19 protein-coding genes are annotated in these 25,075 nt (G+C 43.7%); 7 read left to right on the top strand and 12 right to left on the bottom strand.

The window, feature by feature from the left end:
• The first annotated feature begins 131 nt into the window (after window positions 1-131).
• Complete coding sequence (locus tag ACM0P2_RS08945) at window positions 132-2,510, top strand: YgiQ family radical SAM protein (protein ID WP_419227601.1); 2,379 nt, start codon at window positions 132-134, stop codon at window positions 2,508-2,510.
• Between the two features lie 116 nt (window positions 2,511-2,626).
• Here ACM0P2_RS08945 and ACM0P2_RS08940 read toward each other — a convergent pair whose 3' ends face one another.
• The 3 genes from ACM0P2_RS08940 to ACM0P2_RS08930 all read right to left on the bottom strand — a co-directional run bounded on the left by ACM0P2_RS08940 (window position 2,627) and on the right by ACM0P2_RS08930 (window position 6,052).
• Window positions 2,627-3,046, bottom strand: a complete 420-nt coding sequence (locus ACM0P2_RS08940) for a hypothetical protein (protein ID WP_159117408.1) — start codon at window positions 3,044-3,046, stop codon at window positions 2,627-2,629.
• Window positions 3,046-4,701, bottom strand: coding sequence for a S41 family peptidase (locus tag ACM0P2_RS08935; RefSeq protein WP_419227600.1), 1,656 nt, complete (start codon window positions 4,699-4,701; stop codon window positions 3,046-3,048). The genes ACM0P2_RS08940 and ACM0P2_RS08935 overlap by 1 nt, the downstream gene beginning before the upstream one ends.
• 286 nt (window positions 4,702-4,987) lie before the next feature.
• Window positions 4,988-6,052, bottom strand: coding sequence for an SMP-30/gluconolactonase/LRE family protein (locus ACM0P2_RS08930; protein WP_419227599.1), 1,065 nt, complete (start codon window positions 6,050-6,052; stop codon window positions 4,988-4,990).
• A gap of 212 nt (window positions 6,053-6,264) precedes the next feature.
• Here ACM0P2_RS08930 and ACM0P2_RS08925 point away from each other — a divergent pair, with 212 nt between their 5' ends.
• Window positions 6,265-6,843, top strand: a complete 579-nt coding sequence (locus ACM0P2_RS08925; protein ID WP_159117405.1) for a demethoxyubiquinone hydroxylase family protein — start codon at window positions 6,265-6,267, stop codon at window positions 6,841-6,843.
• A 341-nt stretch (window positions 6,844-7,184) separates the two neighbouring features.
• Here the strand turns inward: ACM0P2_RS08925 and ACM0P2_RS08920 are convergent, their stop codons facing one another.
• The 5 genes from ACM0P2_RS08920 to ahpC form a co-directional block, all read right to left on the bottom strand.
• Window positions 7,185-8,669: a PepSY-associated TM helix domain-containing protein gene (locus ACM0P2_RS08920; RefSeq protein ID WP_419227598.1), complete on the bottom strand. Its 1,485-nt coding sequence runs from the start codon at window positions 8,667-8,669 to the stop codon at window positions 7,185-7,187.
• 10 nt (window positions 8,670-8,679) lie between these two features.
• A complete protein-coding gene (locus ACM0P2_RS08915; protein ID WP_419227597.1) occupies window positions 8,680-9,216 on the bottom strand; it encodes a hypothetical protein in 537 nt (178 codons plus the stop codon).
• A 9-nt stretch (window positions 9,217-9,225) separates the two neighbouring features.
• A complete protein-coding gene (locus ACM0P2_RS08910) occupies window positions 9,226-9,549 on the bottom strand; it encodes a hypothetical protein (RefSeq protein WP_159117402.1) in 324 nt (107 codons plus the stop codon).
• Between the two features lie 226 nt (window positions 9,550-9,775).
• Complete coding sequence (ahpF, locus tag ACM0P2_RS08905; RefSeq protein ID WP_159117401.1) at window positions 9,776-11,365, bottom strand: alkyl hydroperoxide reductase subunit F; 1,590 nt, start codon at window positions 11,363-11,365, stop codon at window positions 9,776-9,778.
• A gap of 173 nt (window positions 11,366-11,538) precedes the next feature.
• On the bottom strand, window positions 11,539-12,102 hold the full coding sequence (ahpC, locus tag ACM0P2_RS08900; protein ID WP_014949268.1) for an alkyl hydroperoxide reductase subunit C: 564 nt from the start codon (window positions 12,100-12,102) through the stop codon (window positions 11,539-11,541).
• Between the two features lie 311 nt (window positions 12,103-12,413).
• Here ahpC and ACM0P2_RS08895 point away from each other — a divergent pair, with 311 nt between their 5' ends.
• Window positions 12,414-13,742 (top strand): DUF2252 family protein, encoded by a 1,329-nt coding sequence (locus ACM0P2_RS08895; protein ID WP_419227596.1) that lies wholly within the window; start codon window positions 12,414-12,416, stop codon window positions 13,740-13,742.
• Between the two features lie 307 nt (window positions 13,743-14,049).
• Window positions 14,050-16,641 carry an ExeM/NucH family extracellular endonuclease gene (locus ACM0P2_RS08890; RefSeq protein ID WP_419227595.1) on the top strand — a complete coding sequence of 864 codons (2,592 nt, stop codon included), beginning with the start codon at window positions 14,050-14,052 and terminating at the stop codon, window positions 16,639-16,641.
• A gap of 117 nt (window positions 16,642-16,758) precedes the next feature.
• Here the strand turns inward: ACM0P2_RS08890 and ACM0P2_RS08885 are convergent, their stop codons facing one another.
• Window positions 16,759-18,444 carry a response regulator gene (locus ACM0P2_RS08885; protein ID WP_159117398.1) on the bottom strand — a complete coding sequence of 562 codons (1,686 nt, stop codon included), beginning with the start codon at window positions 18,442-18,444 and terminating at the stop codon, window positions 16,759-16,761.
• A 276-nt stretch (window positions 18,445-18,720) separates the two neighbouring features.
• Window positions 18,721-19,392, bottom strand: coding sequence for a 2OG-Fe(II) oxygenase (locus tag ACM0P2_RS08880; protein ID WP_105931086.1), 672 nt, complete (start codon window positions 19,390-19,392; stop codon window positions 18,721-18,723).
• Window positions 19,393-19,743: 351 nt separating this feature from the next.
• On the opposite strand from ACM0P2_RS08880, the gene ACM0P2_RS08875 reads away from it, so the two are divergent.
• The 3 genes from ACM0P2_RS08875 to rluF all read left to right on the top strand — a co-directional run bounded on the left by ACM0P2_RS08875 (window position 19,744) and on the right by rluF (window position 23,258).
• Window positions 19,744-21,300, top strand: coding sequence for a bifunctional GNAT family N-acetyltransferase/carbon-nitrogen hydrolase family protein (locus ACM0P2_RS08875; protein WP_105931085.1), 1,557 nt, complete (start codon window positions 19,744-19,746; stop codon window positions 21,298-21,300).
• Window positions 21,301-21,515: 215 nt separating this feature from the next.
• A complete protein-coding gene (locus tag ACM0P2_RS08870; protein WP_159117397.1) occupies window positions 21,516-22,325 on the top strand; it encodes a hypothetical protein in 810 nt (269 codons plus the stop codon).
• A gap of 180 nt (window positions 22,326-22,505) precedes the next feature.
• Window positions 22,506-23,258: a 23S rRNA pseudouridine(2604) synthase RluF gene (rluF, locus tag ACM0P2_RS08865; protein WP_159117396.1), complete on the top strand. Its 753-nt coding sequence runs from the start codon at window positions 22,506-22,508 to the stop codon at window positions 23,256-23,258.
• Between the two features lie 63 nt (window positions 23,259-23,321).
• Here the strand turns inward: rluF and rpsO are convergent, their stop codons facing one another.
• A complete protein-coding gene (gene rpsO, locus ACM0P2_RS08860) occupies window positions 23,322-23,591 on the bottom strand; it encodes a 30S ribosomal protein S15 (RefSeq protein WP_025255019.1) in 270 nt (89 codons plus the stop codon).
• Window positions 23,592-23,702: 111 nt separating this feature from the next.
• Entirely contained in the window at window positions 23,703-24,980 is a 1,278-nt protein-coding gene (locus ACM0P2_RS08855) for a hypothetical protein (protein ID WP_159117395.1), read from the bottom strand.
• Window positions 24,981-25,075 lie beyond the last annotated feature (95 nt).

Here is a 25,075-nt window from a genome sequence, read left to right as displayed (position 1 = left end):
ATACAAAGCTATTTTATTTAATGACAGCGCTATACCTTAGCTTGGCCAACACTGCTATAATTGCGCACTAATTCTGAGCTTCTGCCTACCTTTAGCTCAGCAACTTCCTGATTTATCTAGATGTGATTACTATGCAAGCCACCATTAAGGCCGATCGCGGTCTGTTTTCCTACCCAAAATATTGGCCACATTGTTTGGGTACTGCACCTTTTCTCCCGATGTCAAAGGAAGAGATGGATGCCCTTGGCTGGGACAGCTGTGACGTTATTTTGGTAACGGGCGATGCATATGTAGATCACCCAAGTTTCGGTATGGCGGTTATCGGTCGTGTACTGGAAGCTCATGGTTTTCGTGTTGGCATTATTTCTCAGCCAGACTGGACCAGCAAAGATGACTTTATGAAGCTGGGCAAGCCTAACCTATATTTCGGGGTAACAGCCGGAAATATGGACTCTATGATTAACCGCTACACGTCAGACAAAAAACTTCGCCACGACGATGCCTACACGCCAGGCAATGTGGGCGGTAAGCGCCCTGACCGCGCGGTTACTGTGTATTCACAGCGCTGCCGTGAAGCGTTTAAAGGTGTACCTGTTATTGTTGGCGGTATTGAAGCTAGCTTGCGACGTATTGCGCACTATGACTATTGGAGCGAAAAAGTACGCCGCTCTGTGTTATTCGATTCGAAAGCGGATATGCTCTTTTTTGGTAACGCCGAACGACCTCTTGTTGAAGTCACCCATCGCTTAGCGGCAGGTGAAGATATTGCGGATTTGCGCGACATTCGCGGAACTGCGATTATCGTGAAAGAGGCCTTACCTGAGTGGCAAGGCGTTGACTCTACATCGCTTGATAGACCTGGCAAAATAGATCCAATTTCAAGCCCCTATCAAATGGAGCCTGAATGCGACTCGCAAGAGAAAGACACCAAAAGTAGCGAAGCGCCAGAAGCCGCGCCTATTGTTATTCAGCCTGCGCAGAAAGAAAAAGAAAAGCGCAAGCCTTGGGAGAACGTGTACGTTAAATTGCCTGCATATGAAACGGTAAAAGACAACAAAGTGTTGTACGCCCATACGTCGCGTATTTTGCATCAGGAAACTAACCCGGGTTGTGCTCGCGCGCTCATGCAGCGCCATGGCGACCGACACATTTGGATTAATCCACCTGCCATGCCGCTTGAAACCGAAGAGATGGACGCGGTGTTTGATTTGCCCTATCAGCGCGTGCCCCACCCTGTATATGGCGATGCCAAAATCCCTGCATACGATATGATTCGTTTCAGCATTAATATTATGCGCGGGTGCTATGGCGGCTGCACATTCTGCTCAATTACCGAACACGAAGGCCGTATTATTCAAAGCCGCTCTGAAGACTCTATAATTCGTGAAATTGAGCAAATTCGCGACACCGTACCTGGCTTTACCGGCGTGATTTCAGACTTAGGCGGACCAACCGCAAATATGTATCGCCTGCGTTGTAAGAGCCCGAAAGCAGAAGCAACATGTCGTCGCCCTTCTTGTGTGTACCCTAGCATTTGTGCGCACATGGATACGGATCATAAGCCAACTATCGATTTATACCGCCGTGCTCGTGAATTGCCTGGAATTAAAAAGATATTGATTGCTTCAGGCGTGCGTTACGACCTAGCAGTAGAAGATCCAGAATACGTGAAAGAACTGGCTCTTCACCACGTAGGCGGCTACTTAAAGATCGCTCCAGAACACACCGAAGATGGCCCGCTTTCAAAAATGATGAAACCGGGCATGGGCAGCTACCACCGCTTTAAAGAATTGTTTGATAAATACTCGCAAGAGGCGGGCAAAAAGCAGTACCTCATCCCTTACTTTATTGCTTCGCATCCGGGTACAACAGACGAAGATATGCTAAGCCTTGCGATTTGGCTTAAAGAAAACAAATTTAAGCTCGATCAGGTACAGAACTTCTATCCGTCGCCAATGGCAACGGCGACCACCATGTACCACACAGAAGTGAATTCACTTCGTAAAGTGACTAAAGAAAGTGAAGAGGTGCCTTCTGCAAAAGGTGAGATTCACCGTCGATTGCACAAGGCGATGTTGCGATACCATGACCCGAAGAATTTTGCGCAAATTCGCGAGGCGCTCAAGCGTATGGGGCGCGAAGATCTAATTGGCCGCGGTCCTCAACACCTTGTTCCACCTGAAACAGCAGATGAAAAGCGCCAAAAAGCGCAAAAAGGCCGCCGTGGTGAGCGCGCGCTTACCAAACATACTGGGCTTCCTCCTACTTTTCAGGGAAAGAACAGTAAAGGTAAGGGCCGAGATGGCAACACTGCGAACAAGGGGCGGCGCAATTCAAATGCGAATAAGCACGACCAAAGCAACGCACAAGAACAACCCAACGGCAATTCCGCCAACAGAAGCACAGGCAAGGCCGGAAATAGAAATGGGGCCAATACGTCTAAAGCGAATAACGGCAGTGGTAACAACCGTAACCGCTCCCAAAAGCAGCCTAGCATGCATAAACGTTAAACTAAAAAACGCCCGATATTTCTAAACATCGGGCGTTTTTTTTCAGTCTACCTTCGGCTTCTTAGCACTTAATGTTGTTCATAATTTACGGGGTAGTCCACAACGAAAGTTTATCGCTACACCTTTTCATTAACGTGACACTTCACGTTTGCAAGCTCCGCTAGCGCTTCAGTTTGATCATTTCGCAGCAGACACTGCTTACCATCGCTAAGCAATGTAAAGCTATACAAAGGGTTATCGTGCCTTCCTTCAATGGGTAGCCCCCTGCTATCTAGTTTTGCTCTTCTTTCAATCGTAACGCTAGAAGTTTCACTAAAAGCATTTGATGCAATAGTAATTCGCGTACCGCCAAACCAATTGCTGATCGTATCTTCTATGGTTTGCTTTTCGCTATCGCTAATAGATGTAGCAAGTGCCTTTTGCAACGTAATGTCCTTAGTAGAAGCACAACTCGCTACCGATAAAACAGACGCTGATAGCAGAACTAGAGCAACAAACGAATTTGACTGTCCTGCAATTTTACTGTTCAAACCCATTATTTTCGTTCCTGAATAACTGGCTGATTAATTTTGTTTTGTAGAACGAAGTTATCCCTGCGCGTATTCGGAGTGTCGATAGGAATAAGCGTTTCGCCCACTAACGCACTTTGATCACTACGCAGCGCTTTTACATCAGCTATACCGTTACCCGTCACCACTACAGGGCACGAGCCAGTAGCAGCATATTCGAGCGTTGCAGCTAACATTCCTTCCTCTGGCGCACCTAAGCTTGTGGTAAAGTCATCCTCAACTTCACATCCGGGCAGTTCAAAGTCAAAATTAGGCGTGGCGGTTGGCATAAAGCCATCTGCATAGTCGCCAAAGCCTTTGTTATTTACCCCTTGGAACTGAATAGTGAAATAAGTCTCACCGCAGTTGTCTGTAGGATAAAAACCGTATGGCTTACCACAAGTTGTAGAACCAATTTGAACTACCTCTACGTCTATACCGCGAAGAGCATTCATTACTGCTTCGCTCGCTGAGCAAGTGGCGTCTGTTGAAATAACGTAAACTCGCGTCAGTGATAGGCTTGGAAGTAGCGTATTAGTAAGTAAACCTTCGTTATAATCGATAACGGTGCTGTAGAACGGCGTTGGACTAATAGACTGCCCTGTTACTGGGTTGGTCGTAGGATTCTTATCGTTAAATCTCAAAGTTTCAAACGTAGCATTGTTCGTTTGATTTGGGCCCGCTACCATGTATGAAAGCTGTGAAGCTAACGCCAAGCGGCCACCTCCGTTATAGCGTAAGTCCATGACCAACTCTGTCACGTTTTCCTCTACAAAGGTATCAAACGCATCAATCAGCCCTTCTTGCGCTGTAACAATAAAGCTATTGAACTGAAAATAGCCTACCTTACCGTTATCGGTATTTAGCACTTTAACGTTTTGCACTGGGGTTACACTGATATCATCAGACGTTATGTCAGCGGTTAGTGTGGTGCCGTCAACCAGTTCAAACTCAAAGCTTGTGGTTGTTCCAGCATCATCAGGAAATAATCCATCGTTGATAGCATCCACGCCTTGTTGAGTATTATCATTTACAAAATCAACGCCGTTTATACTCACAACCTTGGCGCCTCGAGGTACGTTTGCTGATGCAGCAGGCGAGTTTGGCTCGGTGAATCGAACGGTTAGCTCTCTTGGCACCGTGGTAGAACCGAATTCCCAACTAAATCCAAAGCCCGATAATATCCCAGATTGAGATAACTCATTATATTCTGCGGTGTCTTGTGAAAAATGAAAATTATCTTTTGCCGTGCCGCTTGGCGTTAATTCGTTTGTTTTAAGTTGATCGAAGTACGCCAATACGGAGAAATTTTCAGGATCGTTATCGTCGACTTCGTCATACCAGAGGTAGGTATCGTTAGTCCAAGAACGCAACCAAAGCTTCTCATCCATGGCGGTACCTTGCGTATCTGGGTAAGCATTTCCTGTGAAAGGATCGATGCCGCTTCGTGGAGTTTCGCATTTCGCAATGAACTGTGATTGCGGCTCGTAAACACCTCTTTCCCATTCTGGGTCAGGCGTTACGGGTGTAGTAGGTGTAGTAACGACAGGTGACGTGTTAGACGAGCCACCTCCTCCTCCGCATCCTGCCAATAGAGAAATTGTTACCGCTAATGCAACTGAAGAATACACACACGCTTTCATAGGTTTAACAGTCCTTATTTTAAATGGCTAACCAAGGCCAACAGCTCAATACTTAAACAATAGCATAGCCGATAATGACATATCCTTATAAACCTAACTACATAACAAAAGTTTAAAATGTTTCTAATTGTAAAATAAACGAGCGTTAGCAAAAAATATTTCTAAGGTCTTCGGTCCACTGGCTAAGTCACCTTTCTATATAGCAATTTATCAAGCTTTCCCTAACGTTCCTTTTAAATAGCTTTAAATTAGACTTGCATTGATACGGTTATTACCGGTGCCGTTGTTACCGCAAAAGCCCAACATTTTGTGCAGTAAGACTGCTAACATAGAGCCCATCTTTTGTTTTAATCGCACCAGTTACGAAGGGGAAAGCGCCGGTCGGGTCTTGCCAACTTTCTTCTATCTCACCGATTTCGCTTATTTTAACGAGATGACCATAAGGCTTACCTTGAGGACGCATAAAGCCAGGAAGGCGCTGTACTATTTTTCGAATAAATGGTTTATCAGAAAGTATATCGACGGGGGCTGAGCGCGGCGACGCAAGGCCAATGTAGTAACTGCCATTATCTGCACGGCTGATGTTATCTGGAAAGCCAGGCAAGTTATCGATAAGTATGTCAACTTGCCCTTTATTCGGCCCCACCAGCCAATAACGCAGCACCCTATATTTTCCGGTTTCGTTAACCAGTATCGATTGCTCATCGTGACTTACTGTCACACCGTTCGCGAACACCAACTTATCCATGAGTATTACACTATTGCCAGTATCAGGGTTGTACTCAATTAACCTACCATTACCTTTATGTTCGAATATCTCAAGCAAGCTGGCACTAAGGGTACCGCCGTTATCCATAGCCGGAAATTTAGTGGTCGCATCGGTAAAATAGATATTGCCGTTTTGAGCAATATCTACATCGTCTGCATACACGACAGGAGTTTTGTTTACCTCATCAACCAGCACAGAGACTTCACCCGCCGTATTTATCTTGAGTAACCCAAGATGAGCGTCAGCGACAAGAAGATTGCCTTTATTGTCATATTCGATGCCTAAGGGACGACCGCCCGTGTTTACCCAAGGGGAAAAAGTGCCCTCGCCTTTCTTCTTCAAAAGAATAGCGCCGGAATGACTCGATGTGGCTACGGTGCCATTCTGATTCAACGCGAAATCTTCAGGTCCATAGTCGGTTCCCATGTCAACGAGCGTTAACTCAGATAGTCGTGTATTTTGCGCGAACTTACCCTCAAAACCCACATTGACTGGTGCTTGCCATGCAACGGGCTCTATGGGCAAAGGCCATAACAGTAAGTAAACAGTACATAGTAAAAGGACACACCACACTGCTTTCATTTGTTTTACCTCATGGGTGTTTAGGCTGTATGAGAGCCAAGGTAACAAGCAATCATACAACTTACTGCTTTCGTTTTTTAATAGTGAACTATTAATCAACGTGTTCAATTTCGTGTTTAGCGCAATGATCTAACCGTGCATTACAATTTCGTAAAGTGGCATCTTTAAATGGCTTTTGTGCGTTTTAAAACAAAACGTTGTTGAGGTACACCATGCCATTTTACTCAAAAGTATTGGAAACCTCCTGCGCAAAGCACGTAGACAAAGAGCTGCGTGCAAGCCATGCAGGAGAAACTGGTGCAGTATGGATATATCGCGGCGCACTCTGCGCGGAGTTTTTATTAAGTCTTTTTATTATTGGAAATAGACCGAGCAAAACAAAGCCGTTTATTCATGAGCATCTTAGGACAGAAAAAAGTCACCTCGCTATTTTCGAGCATGAGATGCCGCTCTTCAGAGGTAGCTTTCTGTTACCAGCATGGATAGCCGCTGGGTTTGTTACCGGTTTTTTGCCGCGATTATTGGGTCGCAATTGTTTTTTTTATACCATTTACTGTGTGGAGCAATTCGTAGACAAACACTATGAGAAACAATGTAGCAGTATGATAATGTTATCAGAGCCTCCTTCTAACGTTATAAATCGCTTTAAGGAATGTCAAATTGACGAGCAACATCACAGAGATGAGGCACTTTCACTGATGACTCAACAGCCCACGTTGTTTATGACATTGTGGGGGAAGCTGGTAGGTTCAGGCTCATCACTTGCCGTTGCAATGGCAAAACTGATTTAGGATCGGGTGAGGTAATAAGAGCCAAGAACTATTTTCGAAAGTTACGTTTCAGGGTTAAACCATTTGGGTAAAAAGGAAAGGTTAAGGCCTTTGAAACCCTGCGACAACTGCGGGGCTGAGGCTGATGTACAATACAGAATTAGCAGCAATAAAAGCGAGAGCTGGCAAATAGTGTGTAAAGCATGCCAAGAAAAAGCAAAAATGCTGACAGGCTATATCTATGGTGGGACATGGAAAAGAAAAAAGCGTAACTAGTCGCATAGACCGTATTGCATCATAGTTACGCTCATTAGATTTATATTTGAAACCACCACGTGGTGATCTAGCAATTTAAGCCCTTGTCACAGGTTTACGCTTTCGCCGTGACTTGCATCGTAAAGGTTAGGTTTCACCTTACTTTTGTTTTCTGCATGATTCATTTTCTCTCGTTTTAGCAAAGTCAGGCCACGCCAAATACTCCACAGTACATAAATTGTCATAGGGAGATTTAACTGCAGTGAAGAAACCGTAAATGTTGCGTTCCCATGAACCGCTGTGTAGACAACAAGCAGCGCCAAAACACTTAAACCTGATAGGAATAGCCATACCGGCTTTGTGAGTGATTTGATGCCAACAGTGAGTGCGATATTCAATAACATTACACCCCAAAATACTGCAATCAATGAGCCAGCAAATAACATATCTGCCACCGCCGTTACCGCCAACGCGCTAACGCTCCCCCATACAATGCTGTACCACAGACGACTCGCTAATCGCGGATGGGCTTTTTTCGATAACCAAATTTCCATGCCCGAGACACAAAGCACGGTCAGCATTACGCCTAAAATGAAGTAAAGCCACTTACTAAGCATGCCAGCAAAGTCGCCAAAGTGGAGTCGATACATTGACCATAATAACTGCTTACCCCATTCCCCGTGTTCGTACCCTGCTACACCGATAAAGTTTCCAGCAGTGTCAAAACGATAGCCTTCAGCGTAAATCATTCTGTTCGGCGCTTTCGCGTAAATTTCAATAAATTGCTCTGGCTCACCTACTTCGTGGACGGTTAAAAAAATGGGCGACTTTTCTGGTGCCAAAGTTTTCATTTGGCCAAACGCTTTGCCTATAGCTGGCTTACCGCTTTGGGGCGCAAGCACCGGATCCGGTGTGAAAATTTGATCGACGACAGCATCTCTGTCGCCACCGTAATTTACCGTAGCAACTAAAGTTAAAATGATACCGGCCATACCAAAGTAAGTACCGCTGATACCGATGAGCAAATGAAACGGCGCGGCCCATAAACCTAAACGATTGTGTAAATCGATTTGCGCCTGTTGTCCGTTGCCACCTCTTCGCAATTTGAATGCATCTTTTGCAATTCGTTTATGTGCAATAATACCCGTGATCACCAGAGTACAGATTATGGCACCTAAGGCGCTGACTAAAATCATGCCCCAGCTATGCGCCAGGTTCAGATATAAATGAAGATCAACGAGCATCTGAGTAAAGGACACACTTTCTTCTTCCAGCAAATTACCTTCGCCATCAGCGAAATAGGCTACGTGGTCATTTTCAACGACCAATCGGGGTATATCCGATGTAGGAAACACAACAAAGAGATGATGAGATTCTTCTGTGTGTTTTGCTAAAAAGCTATCCATAGCTTTTTCAACCGCCTCTGGTGAGACATTTTCCATCTCTTCAATATGAGGTTGCTCCCAACGCTCGAACTCTAAGTGAAAAACAGCAATGGTGCCTGAAAGGCATACTAAAAAAAGGAGTACACTTAAAAAAACACCAGCCCAAGTGTGTGCGTTTAATGCATTTTGTTTTGTAACTTTATCCATCGATATCCACCTACATGGGCAAGAAAGCAAGTATTGGTAGACAAAACGCAGCTAAAACGGCGTATATACCAACAACTTTGAATTTGTGACTAGAAGCGAGGTAGTGATAAACAATAAGCCCCCACAAGACAGGTAAAAGAATGGTTCCAGTTGCCAACTTTCCAGCAATAGCAAATGGAAGTAACGCACAAACCCCAAGGGTAATTAGCACGCTAATTACCAGCAAAATAACCATTACAACAAAGTAATTGGTAACATTTACTATAACCGCACCACGGGAAAAATCGAAACTTCTGGGCTGAGGTACGTTTTTAGGTTGAGGAAGTTGTACTTGGTTAAACGCAATGAATGGCCACACTAGAAACGCTGGAACACACAGTGCGTACAACAAACCAAACTCCCACCCTTGTGCATAAGACCAGCACACTGTGGAAACCAACCAGAAAACTATGCCCAAATAGAGGTAGCGTGATACTTGAGCCCGCCAACTTCTATATGCGGCCACCAAGGCCACAAGTGATAAGCCACCTGCTGTAATTGAAAGCATGAGTATTCCTTAAAACGAATAGGTAAGCGACGCGTTTACTTTATTTAAAACAAAGGAAGCACTTCCCCCTGACATATCAGTGGCAGACTGAGAGAGGTTTAACACTCCCTTTTGCTTTAAGTCTGACGCGGTTTCGATGGAAATTGTTCGTGCAAGTTCAACGATAGGTGTGTTTGTTTTTGTTGCGCCAAACGGGCTTCGCTTGCCGACAACTTCAACTTTTTCGATAGTGGTGTCGTCTTCGAGATCATCATTATTAACGCTAAGTTCTTGTGCAAAAAGCGGGGAAATTAAGAGCGTAGATAAAGGCAAAATTAAAAATGTTTTGTTCATGCGCGTATTCTGTCTTTTATTTTTGGCGAGAGAGCACTGTTTTTAATATTCTTAAAACCAAGTACTTAATACTTTCGTCTACGTTAACAAATTTTTTCGCGAATGAGAACAGATATCATTTACATTTTTGATTACATATTTAGTTTCTTATATTTCGGGCATTAAAAAAGCCGAACTTACTAAGTAAGTTCGGCTTTGCTTTTGTGCAATTCGCTACTGCTTTACATTATGCTGCAGCACTCTCGCTTTCGGTTTCAACCACTTCATGGCTCAACAGGTACTCAAAAGCTGCAAGCGAAGCTTTAGCACCCTCACCCATTGAAATAACAATTTGCTTATAAGGCACAGTTGTAACGTCACCTGCCGCGAATATGCCGGGTTCAGACGTATGGCACTTAGCATCGACAATAATTTCGCCATACTGGGTCATATCCACCGTGCCTTTCATAAACTGACTGTTTGGCACCAAACCAATTTGAACAAACACACCAGAAAGCTCACGTGTATGCACTTCATTGGTTGAACGGTCTTGGTACTCAATGGCATTCACTTTGCCATTTTCGGCATTAATCTGTCGCGTTGCCGCATTCTTGATAATGGTAATATTATCTCGTTTTTCGGCTTGGTCGATCAGCACTTGGTCAGCTTTAAGTTCTGGCATAAATTCAAACACCGTCACCGATTTAACAATACCCGCTAAATCTAGTGCAGCTTCAATACCCGAGTTACCGCCACCAATCACAGCAACATCCTTACCTTTGAAGAACGGACCATCACAGTGCGGACAATAAGCTACGCCATTACCTATATTTTCTTTTTCGCCAGGTACCCCAAGCTCTCTCCAACGAGCACCCGTCGCCACAATGATACTACGCGTACGAATCTGCTCTCCAGATGATAGTGTAATAGTCTTAATATTACCCTGCTCAATGTTGTCTACACGTACGTGCTCTTTAAGCGTAATTTCATAGTCACGAACGTGTTCCATCAAATTACCAACAAGCTCTGGGCCTGTGGTTTTAGGCACTGAAATTAAGTTTTCGATGCCCATAGTATCTTTTACCTGACCGCCAAATGTCTCTGCAACTACAGCTACTTTTAAACCTTTACGGGCACTATATATGGCAGACGCTACGCCAGCAGGACCACCACCTATTACTGTCACGTCTTGCAGTGGCAATACTTCACCTTTGTTCGCCTCTTTAAGACTAGGGTCGCGCTCGATCAGTTTGTTTATAAGTACTGAAGCATCGACTTTGCCGTTGGCAAACAGTTCGCCATTAAGATATACGCTAGGTACACCTTGAATATCACGCTCTTGGATTACGTTTTGGTACAGACCGCCATCAATCATTTCAGTCTTGATATTTGGATTTACTAACGCAAATTGGTTGAGCGCCTGTACTACTTCAGGACAGTTGTGACAACTTAAGCTGATGAAAACTTCAAAGTTCAAAGGTTCATTGACCGCCTTAACCATTGATTTCACACTGTCGTCTAATTTCAGTTCAGTGCCTGCTGCATGAAGCATGGCAAGTACGAGAGAATTAAACTCATGACCTCCAGGGATCCCCGAGAAGCGTATCCCTGTATCTTCACCATCAGCTTCAAGTAGAAAGCTGATAGCACTGCGTAACTCACCACTGGTGTCACGCTCTTCAACGTTTAGTTTCTCGCTTACAGAAGCAATGTCGGACAGAAACTTAACAAGTTCTTCACGCTTGCTATGTTCACCGGTCTGCACGACAAAGGTTACGTTTTTCTGCATTGATTCCGCGTACGATTTCAATGCTTGTAAAATTTCTTTAGTTAACACGGTTAATCTGCCTTATTTTCGACACGCCGATCCCCGCCAACCTTTAAAAAGGTCAACTCATAAGCGGAAATTGGAAATTAATATCAGGGAGTGGAGACCCACTCCCTACTTACGGATAGCCTAGCAATTTAACAGTCAGACAGCGCCGACATACTAGGCTTTAAGCATGTTGCTTAGATTTTGCCTACTAGGTCTAGTGAAGGAGCAAGTGTTGCTTCACCTTCTTTCCATTTAGCTGGGCACACTTCGCCTGGATTATTTGCTACATATTGTGCCGCTTTAACTTTACGCACTAGGTCATCTGCGTCACGACCGATACCTTCAGACGTGATTTCCATCGCTTGAATGATACCTTCTGGGTCAACGACGAACGTTGCACGGTCAGCAAGACCCATGGTTTCACGCATACAATCAAAGTTACGAGTGATTTCGCCTGTTGGGTCGCCAATCATTGCAAACTTGATCTTGTTAATTGTGTCTGAAGAATCGTGCCACGCTTTGTGAGTGAAGTGAGTGTCAGTTGATACTGAGAATACTTCAACGCCACGAGACTGAAGCTCTTCGTACTTGTCAGCGATATCACCTAGCTCTGTTGGGCATACGAACGTGAAGTCAGCTGGATAAAATACGAAAACTGCCCATTTACCTTTGATGTCTTCACTGCTTACGTCTACGAACTCGCCGTCTTTAAATGCAGTTGCTTTGAAAGGTTTGATAGCAGTATTGATCAATGCCATGTTTAATTCTCCATTTGGTTTAAATTAGTCGCAAGCATAGTGCATGCGATTACAATTTTACGTTTATTGTAAGAACAAAGTTTTATGCTTTTGTGAAAGTCATCACTGAAGCTTAAAATCTCGTCCTTCGAAACTGGTGATAAGAATAGCGCGCTCTGTCAAAAAAAACTAATTGGTAAAAATGAATCGCTTAATCAGATTATTGAATCGAAAGTTCACCGGGTATTCAAAATTGACAAATTACACTAACAACAGTAGGTATGGGCGTAATACTGAATTTAAAGACTCGTTCAAAATATATCGAGGAATAAATGTCTGACCATAGACTTCAACACTTAATCAACACCATTACGCGGGTTGACGGGCAAAAACCGTCCCCTCGCCTTTCAAAACATCAAAAAATGGCGACAAGTCCTTTTGTTTTCTATCGAGGAAGTGCGCAACTTTTTTACGCCGATATAAAAGGTGGAATAATCAGTATTCCAAAAGAATGTGAAGCAGTGCCGCTCACCAGTGTTATGGGAGATTGTCATACTTCGAATTTTGGATTCTTAACCGAAGAAGGTTCACACGGTGATACGGTGATTTTCTCACCCAATGATTTTGATGATGCGTGCGTGGGTCGTGCAGAGTGGGATATACTTCGCTTCCTTACTTCATTGCACCTTGCTAAAGTGCACTGCGACGGTGTTGTTGACGGCAGGTATTTGAGTGACGATATTAACCCAACTAAGCCTGTTGTTAGTTTTAAACAAGTCAGTGATGCGCAACAGGCATTTATCGCCAGTTACGTTAAAACATGTAAGCGCGTTGTTGATAACGCAGCGGTATTGAATGAAGCGGTAGACTATTGCCCTAATGCAGTACCAAGTAAATTGACGAAACTTTATAAAAAAGCAAAGGCGCGAAGCGCAGGAGGCGAGGATTTCCTCACAAAAAGTGCGCTAGCCAAAGCCGTACATTTAGTCGATGATGGTCTGGCATTCAGAACAGATGAAGAAAAATTTTCTTTGTTGAACGAGCACACATATTCAACACTTCTTAACGTCTTCGCCCCCTACATGGATGACGCTGTAGTCGATATTGTGAAACGACATAATGCAGGAACAGGGTCTGTTAATATGAGCCGCTATTACTTTTTAGTAGGGCCTTCAAAACCTCACAACCCGACAAGTTTTTCACATTGCCATATCGTAGAAGTCAAGCAGCAACGCGAGGCTGCTCCCTTGCATTACTTTCCTTCGATAAACCCTGTTAATCGGCTCAATGCGGCTCACCTAACTGCTCGCTGCCAAAGAAGAATGCAGAGAAAACCAGACTTGGTACTAGATGAAGTCATGTTTAACAACGCGCATTACTTAACGCGCTCAAGGCACCACGCCAAAGTGGGTGTAGATCCGCATGATATTGCCATGGGAACGAAAGCGGTAGAGGGTGGCTTCACCTATTTTGCCGACCTTTGCGGCTATACACTTGCGTTAGCACACTGTCGTGGCGATAGACGAAGCACGCGCTTTGCATCTCATGCAGCAAATACCTTTGGTCAGATTAAAGATTTACTCATAAAAATAGCTAACCTTTATGCAGAACAGGTAGTTGAAGACCATGCGCTATTTGAAAGTATGTTGAAAAACAACTAGCGCCTTTTTTGAGGCGCTTTTCACATTAAAAAGTAAATGTAGGCTTACTTGTCGTTTATTTTCGTCAATTGATAAGAAACATAAACATAAGTAAACTTACCCGTAACCATTAATCATCTGATTAATAAAGATATTTTTAAAAACAGCTTGAATAAGGTTAAGTCATTCCTACCCATTAGGAATGCCCGTAATGTAGTACCGCAATATAAAATTGCACATCGCAAATGGTTTCGTTCGTCTTCTTCAAAAGCGGTACGAGCAACGCTAAGCGATTTAAAAATAACGAAAACTACAAAGGGAAAATGCCGTGAGAGCATCATTAACTTTATTATCTGCAGGGATCTTATCTGCACTTTCTACCACCTCGGTTAACGCTAGCGATTTAGTTATCAGTGGCGTTATCGATGGGCCGCTCAGTGGCGGCGTTCCAAAAGCCGTTGAACTTTTTGTTGTAAACGATATCGCCGATTTATCTGTTTATGGTATCGGCTCAGCCAACAATGGTGATGGCACTGATGGAGAAGAATTCACTTTTCCAGCCGGCGCATCAGCAAGTGCTGGAAGCTACATCTATATCGCATCAGAGGTAGAAGGGTTCACTGCTTTTTTCGGCTCTGCACCCGATTATGACAGCTCATCAATGGCCATCAATGGTGATGATGCTGTAGAGCTATTCAAAGATGGCAGCGTTATTGACACGTTTGGTGATATCAACACCGACGGCAGTGGCACTGCGTGGGAATATCTAGATGGCTGGGCTTACCGTACATCAGGTCAAACCGCAAATGGCGGCAGCTTCGAAGTAGCTAACTGGACTTACAGTGGTGTTGACGCCCTAGACGGCTCGACCACTAACACGGACGCTGCAACCCCATTCCCAGCGGGCACATTTACCACTGAAGGTGGTGGTGACGTTGTTGTGATACCAGAAGAGCCAGCTATTGAGCTTGGTATTTGTGGTGCAGACGCAACACTTATCAGTGGTATTCAAGGCAGTGAGAGCAGCTCTGCTGAAGTTGGCAATAGCGTTACTATAGAGGCTATAGTCACAGGCACGCGCGCTGGCGGTTTCTTCGTACAAGAGGAAGCATCAGATTACGACGCTGACGACGCAACGTCTGAAGGCCTATTTGTTGAAGGTTCGGTTGATGTTGAAACCGGTAATCTAGTTCGCCTTTACGGTGAGGTAGAAGAAAACTACGGCATGACAACACTTGCTCTGGACAGCGATGTAGGCGCACTTGATTGTGGCGCAGTAGACGCTGTAGCGGCGGTAGAACTTTCTATGCCGTACGAGATTGACCTTGAAACTGTTGAAGGCATGGTAGTTAGTGTGACGGATGCAACAGTAACAAGCACAAACAACCTTTGGCGCTTCGGTGAAATTGTTGTTAGCGACGCAATTAAACGTCAACCGAGCGACGTGGCGGCCCCCCTGTCAGACGCTTATACAGCGGCAGAAGAAGCTGGCGAGACCAGTCTTCTTACCATCGAAGATAACAGTAGCTCGCAGTACCCGGATGCACTGAATTACTTTCCTACGTTCAGCTACGCTAACGCCATTCGTATTGGTGATTCGGTTTCTGCAGCGGGTCCACTAAACTATAGCTTTGGCACTTACAGAATTAATCCTAGCGACATTATTGAGGTAACCTCCACCCGTGAAGCTAACCCTGTTGTTACAGAAGGCAACCTCTCCATTGCCACCTTTAACGTACTTAACTACTTTAATGGCGAAGTAGACGAAAACGGCGATGTAACGTTTGATTATGACCAAAACCGTGGCGCTAGTGATGCAGTGGCGTTTGAATTACAACAAGGTCGTATTGTTGAAGCTATCGTGAATCTAAACGCTGACGTTGTCGGCTTAATGGAAATCGAAAACGATGGCTTCGGTGAAGATAGCGCTATTCAATCTCTTGTTGATACCATCAACGCTGAACTTAGTGAAACCGAACAATACTCATTCATCGCTACCAGTGATGGCAGTGAAATTGGTACGGATGCGATAACCGTTGGCTTGTTGTACAAAGCTGCCGTAGTAACGCCAGAAGGTGACGCGATGGTTGTGGCTATGCCAGAGCAGCAGGTTGATGAAGATAGCCTGGCACGTATGCGCCCAAGCCTTCTTCAATCTTTTACTCATGCAGAAAGCGGCAAATCATTCCTTGTTGCCGTAAATCACTTTAAGTCAAAAGGTGGTCAATGCGCTGAAGACGCGGTAGAAGCACCGTCTGAAATAACTACAATCCAAGGCAGCTGTAACGCACTTCGCGTATCGGCAGCTATCACATTAGGCAACGCATTAAGTGATGAGAGCCTGCCTGAGCGCAAGGTTATCTTAGGCGACTTAAACGCGTATAGCGCTGAAGATCCTGTTGCAGTGCTAACCGATTACACACCTGAGTCTCGCGGATATACCATTACCACCGCGGTTAATACAGGTATGGATGAAGGTGCTTCAGTAGAAGTTGAGTCTGGCTTCGGCTATCACAACTTAGCTGAAGAATTTGATGCAGACGGCTTCTCATATTGGTTCTACGGTACGGAACAAGTGGGTAGTTTGGACCACGTACTAGCAAGTGATGCTATGCTTGCAGATGCAATTGATGGTACACACTGGAACATCAACTCTGTTGAAGCATATCAACTACAGTACGATCAAGCGCTTCGTTACTATGCGGATGAAGACGGTTACGCGTTCACTGATGTGGGACCATTCAGAAGCTCAGATCACGACCCTTTTATCGCTACCTTTGACCTTCAGGCAGACGTTGTTGAGGAAGAAGTGGACAACGATGATAGCTCAGGCGGCGCTATGGGAGGAATCCTTGCATTGCTAGCCGCAATGATAGGCTTTCGCCGTCGTCAGAGTAGCCTTAAAGCGCAGAAGCTTTGATCACTAACCATCACCGTTATTAGTCATTTTTAGCGGAATATGTTGCTAAAAAGCTGCCTTAATTGGCAGCTTTTTTAATAGCGTACAATTTTCGAATTTGAGATAGGGAATGACGTTTTACGCTTTAGACACGACCATGCCAACTAAATCGGAAGCTTTAGTATCATCCACCTCAATGCCAATCAGCTTGACATACTGATCGCGCTTTTCTGCTTGTGTGGCAGATAATCCATTGGCTTGCAATAGTTTGGCTGCTCGCTGGGCGGTTTCCATTTGTTTATCGGTTAAGGTGTCATCTAAATGAATCTGCGCTATCACTTTAAGCAAGCTTAACGCGATTTGCTTGTCTTTAGGCGATAGCGTTAACGCTTGTCGCAAATTGTTATAGGCAGGTATTAAGCGGTTCTCTTTATAGTTTACCGTTGCCATCTGCTTGAGTTCTTTCGTCGTAAACTGAATTTCAGTTCTTTCAATCGACTCTTGATTCAAGTATTCATTCACCACCTGCGACGTAAAAGTATCACCTTCAATCTGCTTTCTGAGCTTGTCTAAGATACTAACGCACTGTTCACGCATACCGAGTTCATGAAACGCTTTCATTTTATCAAGACTGTCTTCCATCGACAGACCTTCCGTAGAAGCAGAGCGATCTTTCATTATCTTCTCGGCACTTCTTTTATCATCTCTCAGGCAGAGAACCCGCGCCTTAACCACGTCAATTTGCTCACCTAGTTGATTCTGCATACCTTTTTGATTTTTAAGTTCTTCAAGCTCTGCTTCCGCTTTTTGAAGATACTTTTCCGTCTCGGTATTTCCAAGGCTGGTAGCTAAATCTATAGTGGAACGAATTACGTTTAGTGTAAGTTGCGGGGAGTCATGAATTGAATTTTTGGCGAATTTAGCCATGTTCTGTACGGCCGATAATTGCCCTGCCTTATCGTGATTGAGTCGAGCTAGGTCCCAAAGTCGCTTGTTGCGTTCAATATTCCTAGGGGCGAGCTTACTCGCTTCCTTCATTTGCTCATAAGCAATGTCAAACTGCTCTTTTTCTATAAAATACTGCGCTAGCAAATCAAAGGTTAAAAATCGCGTATCCGGGCGCAAAAGCAAATCATCAACAAGAAGCTGCGCTTCTTCTAATTCATCCTGTCGCAAAAGAGATCGTGTTAAACCTATATGGACCCACGCATGATCCATGCTTTGCAGCAAACCTCTAAAATAGTCTTCAGCAGTCCCATAATCGCGAAGCTGCAAAAGGCAGTCGCCAATTAAGCGTTTTATTCGGGTGTGATATTCTGAAAGCGATGGGTCTTTCAACTGTCGCTCAGCGTAATACATGGCTGTCGAGTAGTCGCCCATTTGCATGCAGTGCAACATTTTATGCAGTTTGAGACGAACCTGAATCAAATACTCTAAGCGTGTTTCAATCTTATTTCGCTGTAAAGGTTTAACCCAAAAGTCATCTGGTTGAAGCTCAACAATGCAATTGACGAGTTCTGGAGACGTTTCGGCACTGAGGAACACCACCGTTGTTGTGTCATTAATATGGTTTAAATGCTTGAGTTCTTCGAAAAGATGAAAGCCATCTTTATCGTGACTAACATTAAATGCGAGTAAAACAAAATCATACTGTCGTGATTCACACAGTCGCTTTGCATGAAACGCGTTGAATGCACTACTTACATTTTTAATTCCAATTTCATGCAGTGCGGATGCAATAACATCGTGGACAAGCCCCTGGTTATCAATAACCAGTACATGTAAATCTTCTCGTGGCGTGGGGGCAGGTATTTTTTCCAGCATTAAGCGATCACTTCTAACGTCTTTTCCCTAAGCGACACAATAGATTATTGGGAAGATCTATTGCGAACTGCACTATATTACTCTTAAAAGGTGTTCTAAATCTTCTAACTCATTATTGTAGCACTTACTTGAAATGGAGCATGCAGATATAGGATTTATACTATATTAGCCTTTACAAGTAGTATGCGCTTTTTTCTAAGTAATACAGCGAAAAGTTATTATACATAAGTCTATGACTTTTGATACTAAGCTCGCTTAACAGACGTCGACCAGTCCTTAGCGAGGTGGATCTAAATTGTCATTTACACTGCCATTTACTCTAAACCAGCCAGCAACAGAGTGACGTGTTCGCGCTGCTGGTAATACTTCATGGGGGAAGTCTTCGCTTAGAAAAACAACAAACGTCCCAATTTTGGGTAACACGCGTGTGCCAATAAGGTCTTCACTGTCAGCATACAACACCAGCTCTCCCCCATCCTCTCTTTTCCAATCGTCATTTAAATACGCAACCAGCGATAAAACGCGATTACCTTGACCTTTGAAAGCATCTACATGACGTTTGTAAAATTTACCGGGTTCGTAGCAAGCAAAGTGACTTTCAAAGGAAAACAGGCCCATGAACAAAGAGCGATTAATATAATTCTGCATTGCTGCGCACCAATCGAGCCAAAGCGCGCCTTCTGGAGTAGAACCAGTTATCCAACAGATTTCATCGCCCCTTATCTCTTCCGCTTTTTGATAGTTAAACGAACGACCTATACCCGCCTTTTTATATTCCTCATCAGCAATCCAACGCTGACGGGTTAAGAGCGCATCAGTTATAAACTCAGGTAAACCGTTTTCTTGGATAGAAAAACCTTTTGATACAAGGTCATCAACGATATTTTCAAAAATTAATTCATCAAAAATGCGAAGGGGTTGGTGCGAAGCGAGTTGTTCTCTGTTCATCTAATTGTCATTACCTAAATAATCTTCCCGGTTATTTTATTTAGCAGTGGCAGCAAAGGGCCACGAGAGTGGCGAAGTTATACGCTGAGGTTCATCATATAGCAACGATCAATCACGCTGAAATGCCGCAATTTTTTAATCGAGAATAGAAAAAATATTAATCGTAAGACATTGCACTTCAAGGTCGCACACTTCTTGCTTGATTTCGCTAACCGTACTTGAGTTATCTATATTTCACGTTCACTTAAATGAGAAAAATTAAGATGAACAGTGGCGTTTCTAAGCGTACTATCACATGGTGATGTAGACACTCTTAGTTTCGTAAGAAATTTTCAGCAAAATGAGTAACCCATGAGTCAAGACCAAACACAAATAGAAGAAACTGAACACCATCTAGATTTAAGACATTTGAGGCTAGATGATTACGACGATGTAAAAGCATTGATGGATAAGGTGTACGCCAATGTTGGAGGCGCATGGCCTTATTCTAACTACAAAGCCCAAGTAACCACTTTTCCTGACGGTCAAATTTGTATTGAAGACAAGGGCAAAGTGGTAGCGTTCGCGATTTCAGTAATTGTGGACTACGACCAGTTTGGCGATAAACACAGCTACGATGAAATAACTGGCGATGCTTACTTGACCACTCACGATCCTAATGGCGACGTTCTCTATGGTGTTGAGGTTATTGTTTGTCCAGAATACCGTGGATTAAGACTGGGTAGACGCCTTTATGAAGCACGTAAAGAGCTATGTCGAAACTTGAATTTAAAGTCAATAATGGCAGGCGGGCGTATTCCAAATTACAAAAACCACGCACATGAACTGTCGCCTTATGAGTACATCGAGCAAGTTAAACTTAAAGATATTTACGACCCTATACTCACCTTCCAGCTTTCGAACGGGTTTGAAGTAAAGCAAGTGATGTCGGCTTACCTACCTGAAGATGAAGCCTCTAAAGGGTATGCAACGTTACTTCAATGGCACAATATTTACTATGAGCCGGGCACACCCTCGCTTATTGCAAGTAGAAAATCCAACGCACGTATAGGCTGTATTCAGTGGCAAATGCGATATTTCAACAACGTTGAAGAGCTGTTGCAGCAAGTAGAATATTTTGTTGATGCACTATCGGATTATTCATGCGATGTTGCTCTGTTCCCAGAGTTTTTTAATGCCCCACTGATGGGCCTTAGCCCGTCAGAATCGTCGATAGACGCAATATGGCACTTAGCTACTTACACGAACGAAATTTTAACTGCCGTTTCGCATTTAGCCGTGTCTTACAACATCACTATTATCGCAGGCTCAATGCCAGTGGTTGAAGATGAAGAGCTCTTTAATGTGAGCTACATCTGTAAGCGTGATGGTACGATTGAAAGCCAGTACAAGCTGCACCCCACGCCTCATGAGAAGAAAGATTGGATTATGAAAGGTGGAAACAGCCTTAAAACGTTTGACACGGATTTTGGCAAAATTGGCGTGTTAATCTGTTATGACGTAGAGTTTCCAGAGCTTGCGCGTATTTTATCAGAGCAGGAAATGCAGATTCTGTTTGTGCCATTTTGGACAGACACCAAAAACGGATATTTGCGGGTACGTCGTTGTGCGCAAGCCAGAGCGATTGAAAATGAGTGTTATGTCGCCATCGCGGGCAGCGTAGGCAACCTGCCTAAGGTTGATAACGTCGATATTCAATATGGACAAACGGCTGTATTTTCACCGAGTGATTTCGCTTTCCCTCATGATGCGATTGTGTCGGAAACGACACCAAATACAGAAATGACGCTTATTGTTGACTTAGACTTAGACAAACTTACCAAACTTCAAAATGAAGGTTCTGTCCGAAACTATTTGGATAGAAGACGTGATTTATATCGCGTCGAGTGGATAGGCGACAAAAGCTAAGAAAGCAAGATAGACGCAACAACACTAATCGTACAAAAGTTAATGTATGTCACCATGGCTTATGTGGAAATTAAGCGCCCCATAAGCCGTGGAATTTCCTTCGATTTAGCGATAACATAGAATCGTGCGCAAATACAATAAGGGCTTTCCTGTTAAGTGACGTAGCTCCCATGACTTAATTCGAAAGTGCTTCATAAAGAGATAAATAACTGACTATGGCAAACAATTCAAAAAACGACGATTTTCCTACCATTAGGCTTGATGAGGAAGACCGTCGAGATTATCAGACTAAAAGGCAGGCGACTCCAACAACGTCACCATCGACTCCTCGTTCTACGCCACCTTCTCAACCACCCTCCAATAATGGTGGCGGAAATGGTATCTGGGTCACTTTGATTGCTGTTATTGCGCTAGCTGCGTGTGGTGGATGCTATTATCTTTATACGCTACTGGAACAGCAAAAAACTGTCGCTGACCAAGCTGAAAAGCGCATTATGCAGCTTGAAAACAAACTCTCTGCGACAGGTGAGGAAATTGGTGAATCTACCGTTGCGCTACAAGTTAAGGTTACTGAACTCAGTAACAAAACCAACGAATTGTGGGAGCAAATGGATAAGCTTTGGGCTTCAGCATGGCGTCGTAATCAAAAAGAAATTGCAGATTTAGGCGACCGTGTTGGTGACGTGCAAACTGCCGTAAATAAAAACATTAGCGCTGTGTCTGACGATGTTAAATCTCAGTCGGCAGCCATTAACTCTGTTAAAAACCAATTAGCTTCTCTAGCCGATGAACTATTGTCTGTGAATGTTCAGTTAGAACAAGCAGCGAGCGATAAGCAAAGTGCTCAGCAAAGCGTACGAAACCTCAGTGATAAGCTTTCTGTACTAGAGCAACGCAACACCACCCTTTCAGGCAGGATCACTAGCCTTGAAAATGAAATTCGGGAAATCGCAACAAAGGTGGTGTCTAGTGGCGGTGCATCAAGTGGAGGTGGTTCTGCGCCATCAACAGAACCAAACAACTAACTTTGTTTTGTACTTACCGCGACAGGAGCGACTGCTTTTAACGTTTTTGTGGTAAATGAAACCGACGTCAAAGTGAATTTGAATATGAAAGGGGCTATTAGCCCCTTTCGTTTTTTTAAAAATTAGACTGAGGCGTGATAATATCGACCTCTTTCAAGAATCTACAGGAAACACTGCGCAATGAGTGACCAAGCGCTAAAACGTTTAAATAAATATATCAGCGACACGGGCCTTTGTTCACGCCGTGAAGCCGACAAACTCATTGAGCAAAACCGCGTTATTGTAAACAATAGTCCCCCAGAGCTAGGTACAAAGGTTGGCCCCAATGACATTGTGAAAGTTGATGGAAAAGTGGTTGGTAAAGTTGCAAAAGACAAATCTGACCGCGTTTACATCGTCTACAACAAACCAATTGGTATCACTTGTACAACCGAACGTGATGTTAAAGGAAATATCATTGACGCTATTGGCCATAAAGACCGGATATTTCCTGTGGGAAGACTTGATAAGCCATCGGAAGGTTTAATAATTCTTACAAGCGATGGCGATATTGTTAATAAGATTTTACGTGCCGAAAACGCTCACGACAAAGAATATGAAGTTACGGTCAATCAGCCGATAAGCGAACGCTTTGTGAAGCGTATGTCTCGTGGCGTGCCTATACTGGGAACAGTAACAAAACCTTGTATCGTAAAACCTACTGGCAAGGCTAAATTTACGATTATCCTTACCCAGGGCCTTAACCGACAGATACGCAGGATGTGTGAATTTCTCGGTTACGAAGTGACCAAACTAAAGCGTACCCGCATCATGCATCTTGAACTTGGCACACTTAGACCAGGTCAATGGCGTAATTTGACGGAGAGAGAACTCAAAACGCTCAACAATGCGGTAAAAGATTCTTCGAAAGTAGCGAAAGAGCTACCAGAGTAAATACGAACCTGTTTTCAGATACAAAAAAAGCGCCCATTGGGCGCTTTTCTTTGAAACCTAGTCTTATCGACGTAGACCTAGACGCTTGATAAGGTCAAGGTAACGCTCAGCGTTCTTGCCTTTAAGGTAGTCTAGAAGCTTACGACGTTGGCTAACCATACGTAGAAGACCACGACGTGAGTGGTGATCTTTCTTGTGATCAGCAAAGTGACCTTGAAGCTTGTTGATGTTGTGAGTTAGCAAAGCAACTTGAACTTCTGGTGAACCAGTGTCGCCTTCTTTAACGCCGTACTCAGCAATAATTTTTGCGGTTTCTTCTTTAGTTAGTGACATATCATTCTCCTAATATTAATGCTTCGCCGATCACTAATTCAGCAAAGCGGAATGAGCGCAGTATTATAATGACCTTTTTACAGTTAGCAAGAACTCTACAGGGTATTTTCATTAGTTGGTGCTATTAAATCCTCGGTACTGCGGGCCGAGCTTTTTCTTTATCTCATTTTTGTAAGTAAGTCCGTCTAAAAAGCGTTCGGCGCGCTGACGGCTTTTGTCTTCATAGCTGCGGTACACAAAGAGTGCTATTTCTATCTGGGATTTTTGGTCATGAACTAAAGAAAGCTTATCTTCGACGAACTCTGGGTGATTGCGCGCGCCACGATATAAAACGTTCATAATGGCACGCTGTGTATCAATACCTGTTCGTTGTTGAACCCACTCAAGCGCCTCTTGTGGCTCTATACCAGCGATAAGATCAGCGGCATGCTCAACATCTGTTTTATAATTTTCTTCTACGCTTTGTGCAACATACCAAGACGCTGCTTCTACAGGAGCAACGTGAAAATAATTATTGAATATTTCCTTTTTGATTTCGCGAGTTTCGGCGTTATCTTCCAGCGAAGCAACCCAGGTTTTTACGCCTTCTACGTCGTTTCGAGCCCATTGCTGAAGGTGACTGCGTTCAATTTGTTTATCATTTTGATCCTCAACTACCGGCAAAATATCAATAAACTCACTCGACGTTTCTAATGCGCTAAAGACACCGTTGAATGCAAGCCGCTTTTGGTTGTCTGTTTTAAGTAAAGAGATAGAGTTAATAGCATTAAACACGTCTTTCTTGGCCATCTCTTGAAATATTATCATGGCATAAACGCTATTTTGCAGCGATGGCGACTGGGCATCAGCGTTTTGATTCATAAACCAATCTAGGGCTTCGGCTGGGGCTTGATTTGCCCAGTTTACAATGACTGACACCTTGAGTTGCATCTTGAATTCAGGGTTGCCCTCTAAATTACTTGCAAAATCAATAGCCCGGTTGGGATTAAGCTCGACTAGGCGAGTTACCATTGAGGAGAGTAAAACCGCAGTTTCGATTGATATAGCTGAAACATCCCAGTCAGATAACGCTTTTATTACGGAAGCTTCATCCATCTCACTAATAAGCGTAATGAAAGCCCCGGTCTCTTTTAAACTGAGCCTTTTTTTATCACGCAGCCATAAATCGATATCAACCTTAACAGGCTCATTTGTTTTTACAGAAATATGCGCAGGATTGGTGACGTCGGTATCGACGGATGCTTTATGAGCTGTCTTGTTTTGAACCTTACTGTTGTCGTCTAATTGAGATACGACGCTATTTGGCGTGTTTGTTAGTGAAGCATTTAACCAAAAACCTAATGTGAATGCGATGCCCACAGAGCAACACCAAGTGACTATCCTTTTCATTAAACTGCAATCCTGTTTGGGTAAAAGAGTAACAACACAAGTTACAACGCTACAACTGCCTTGTAACTAATTTTTATGGTTCCTATATAAACATG

Source organism: Alteromonas sp. OM2203 (assembly GCF_048517045.1).
Classification (GTDB): Bacteria; Pseudomonadota; Gammaproteobacteria; order Enterobacterales; family Alteromonadaceae; genus Alteromonas; species Alteromonas gracilis.
Note: the sequence above shows the minus strand (reverse complement) of the source record. Positions and strands in the feature narration are given on the sequence as shown.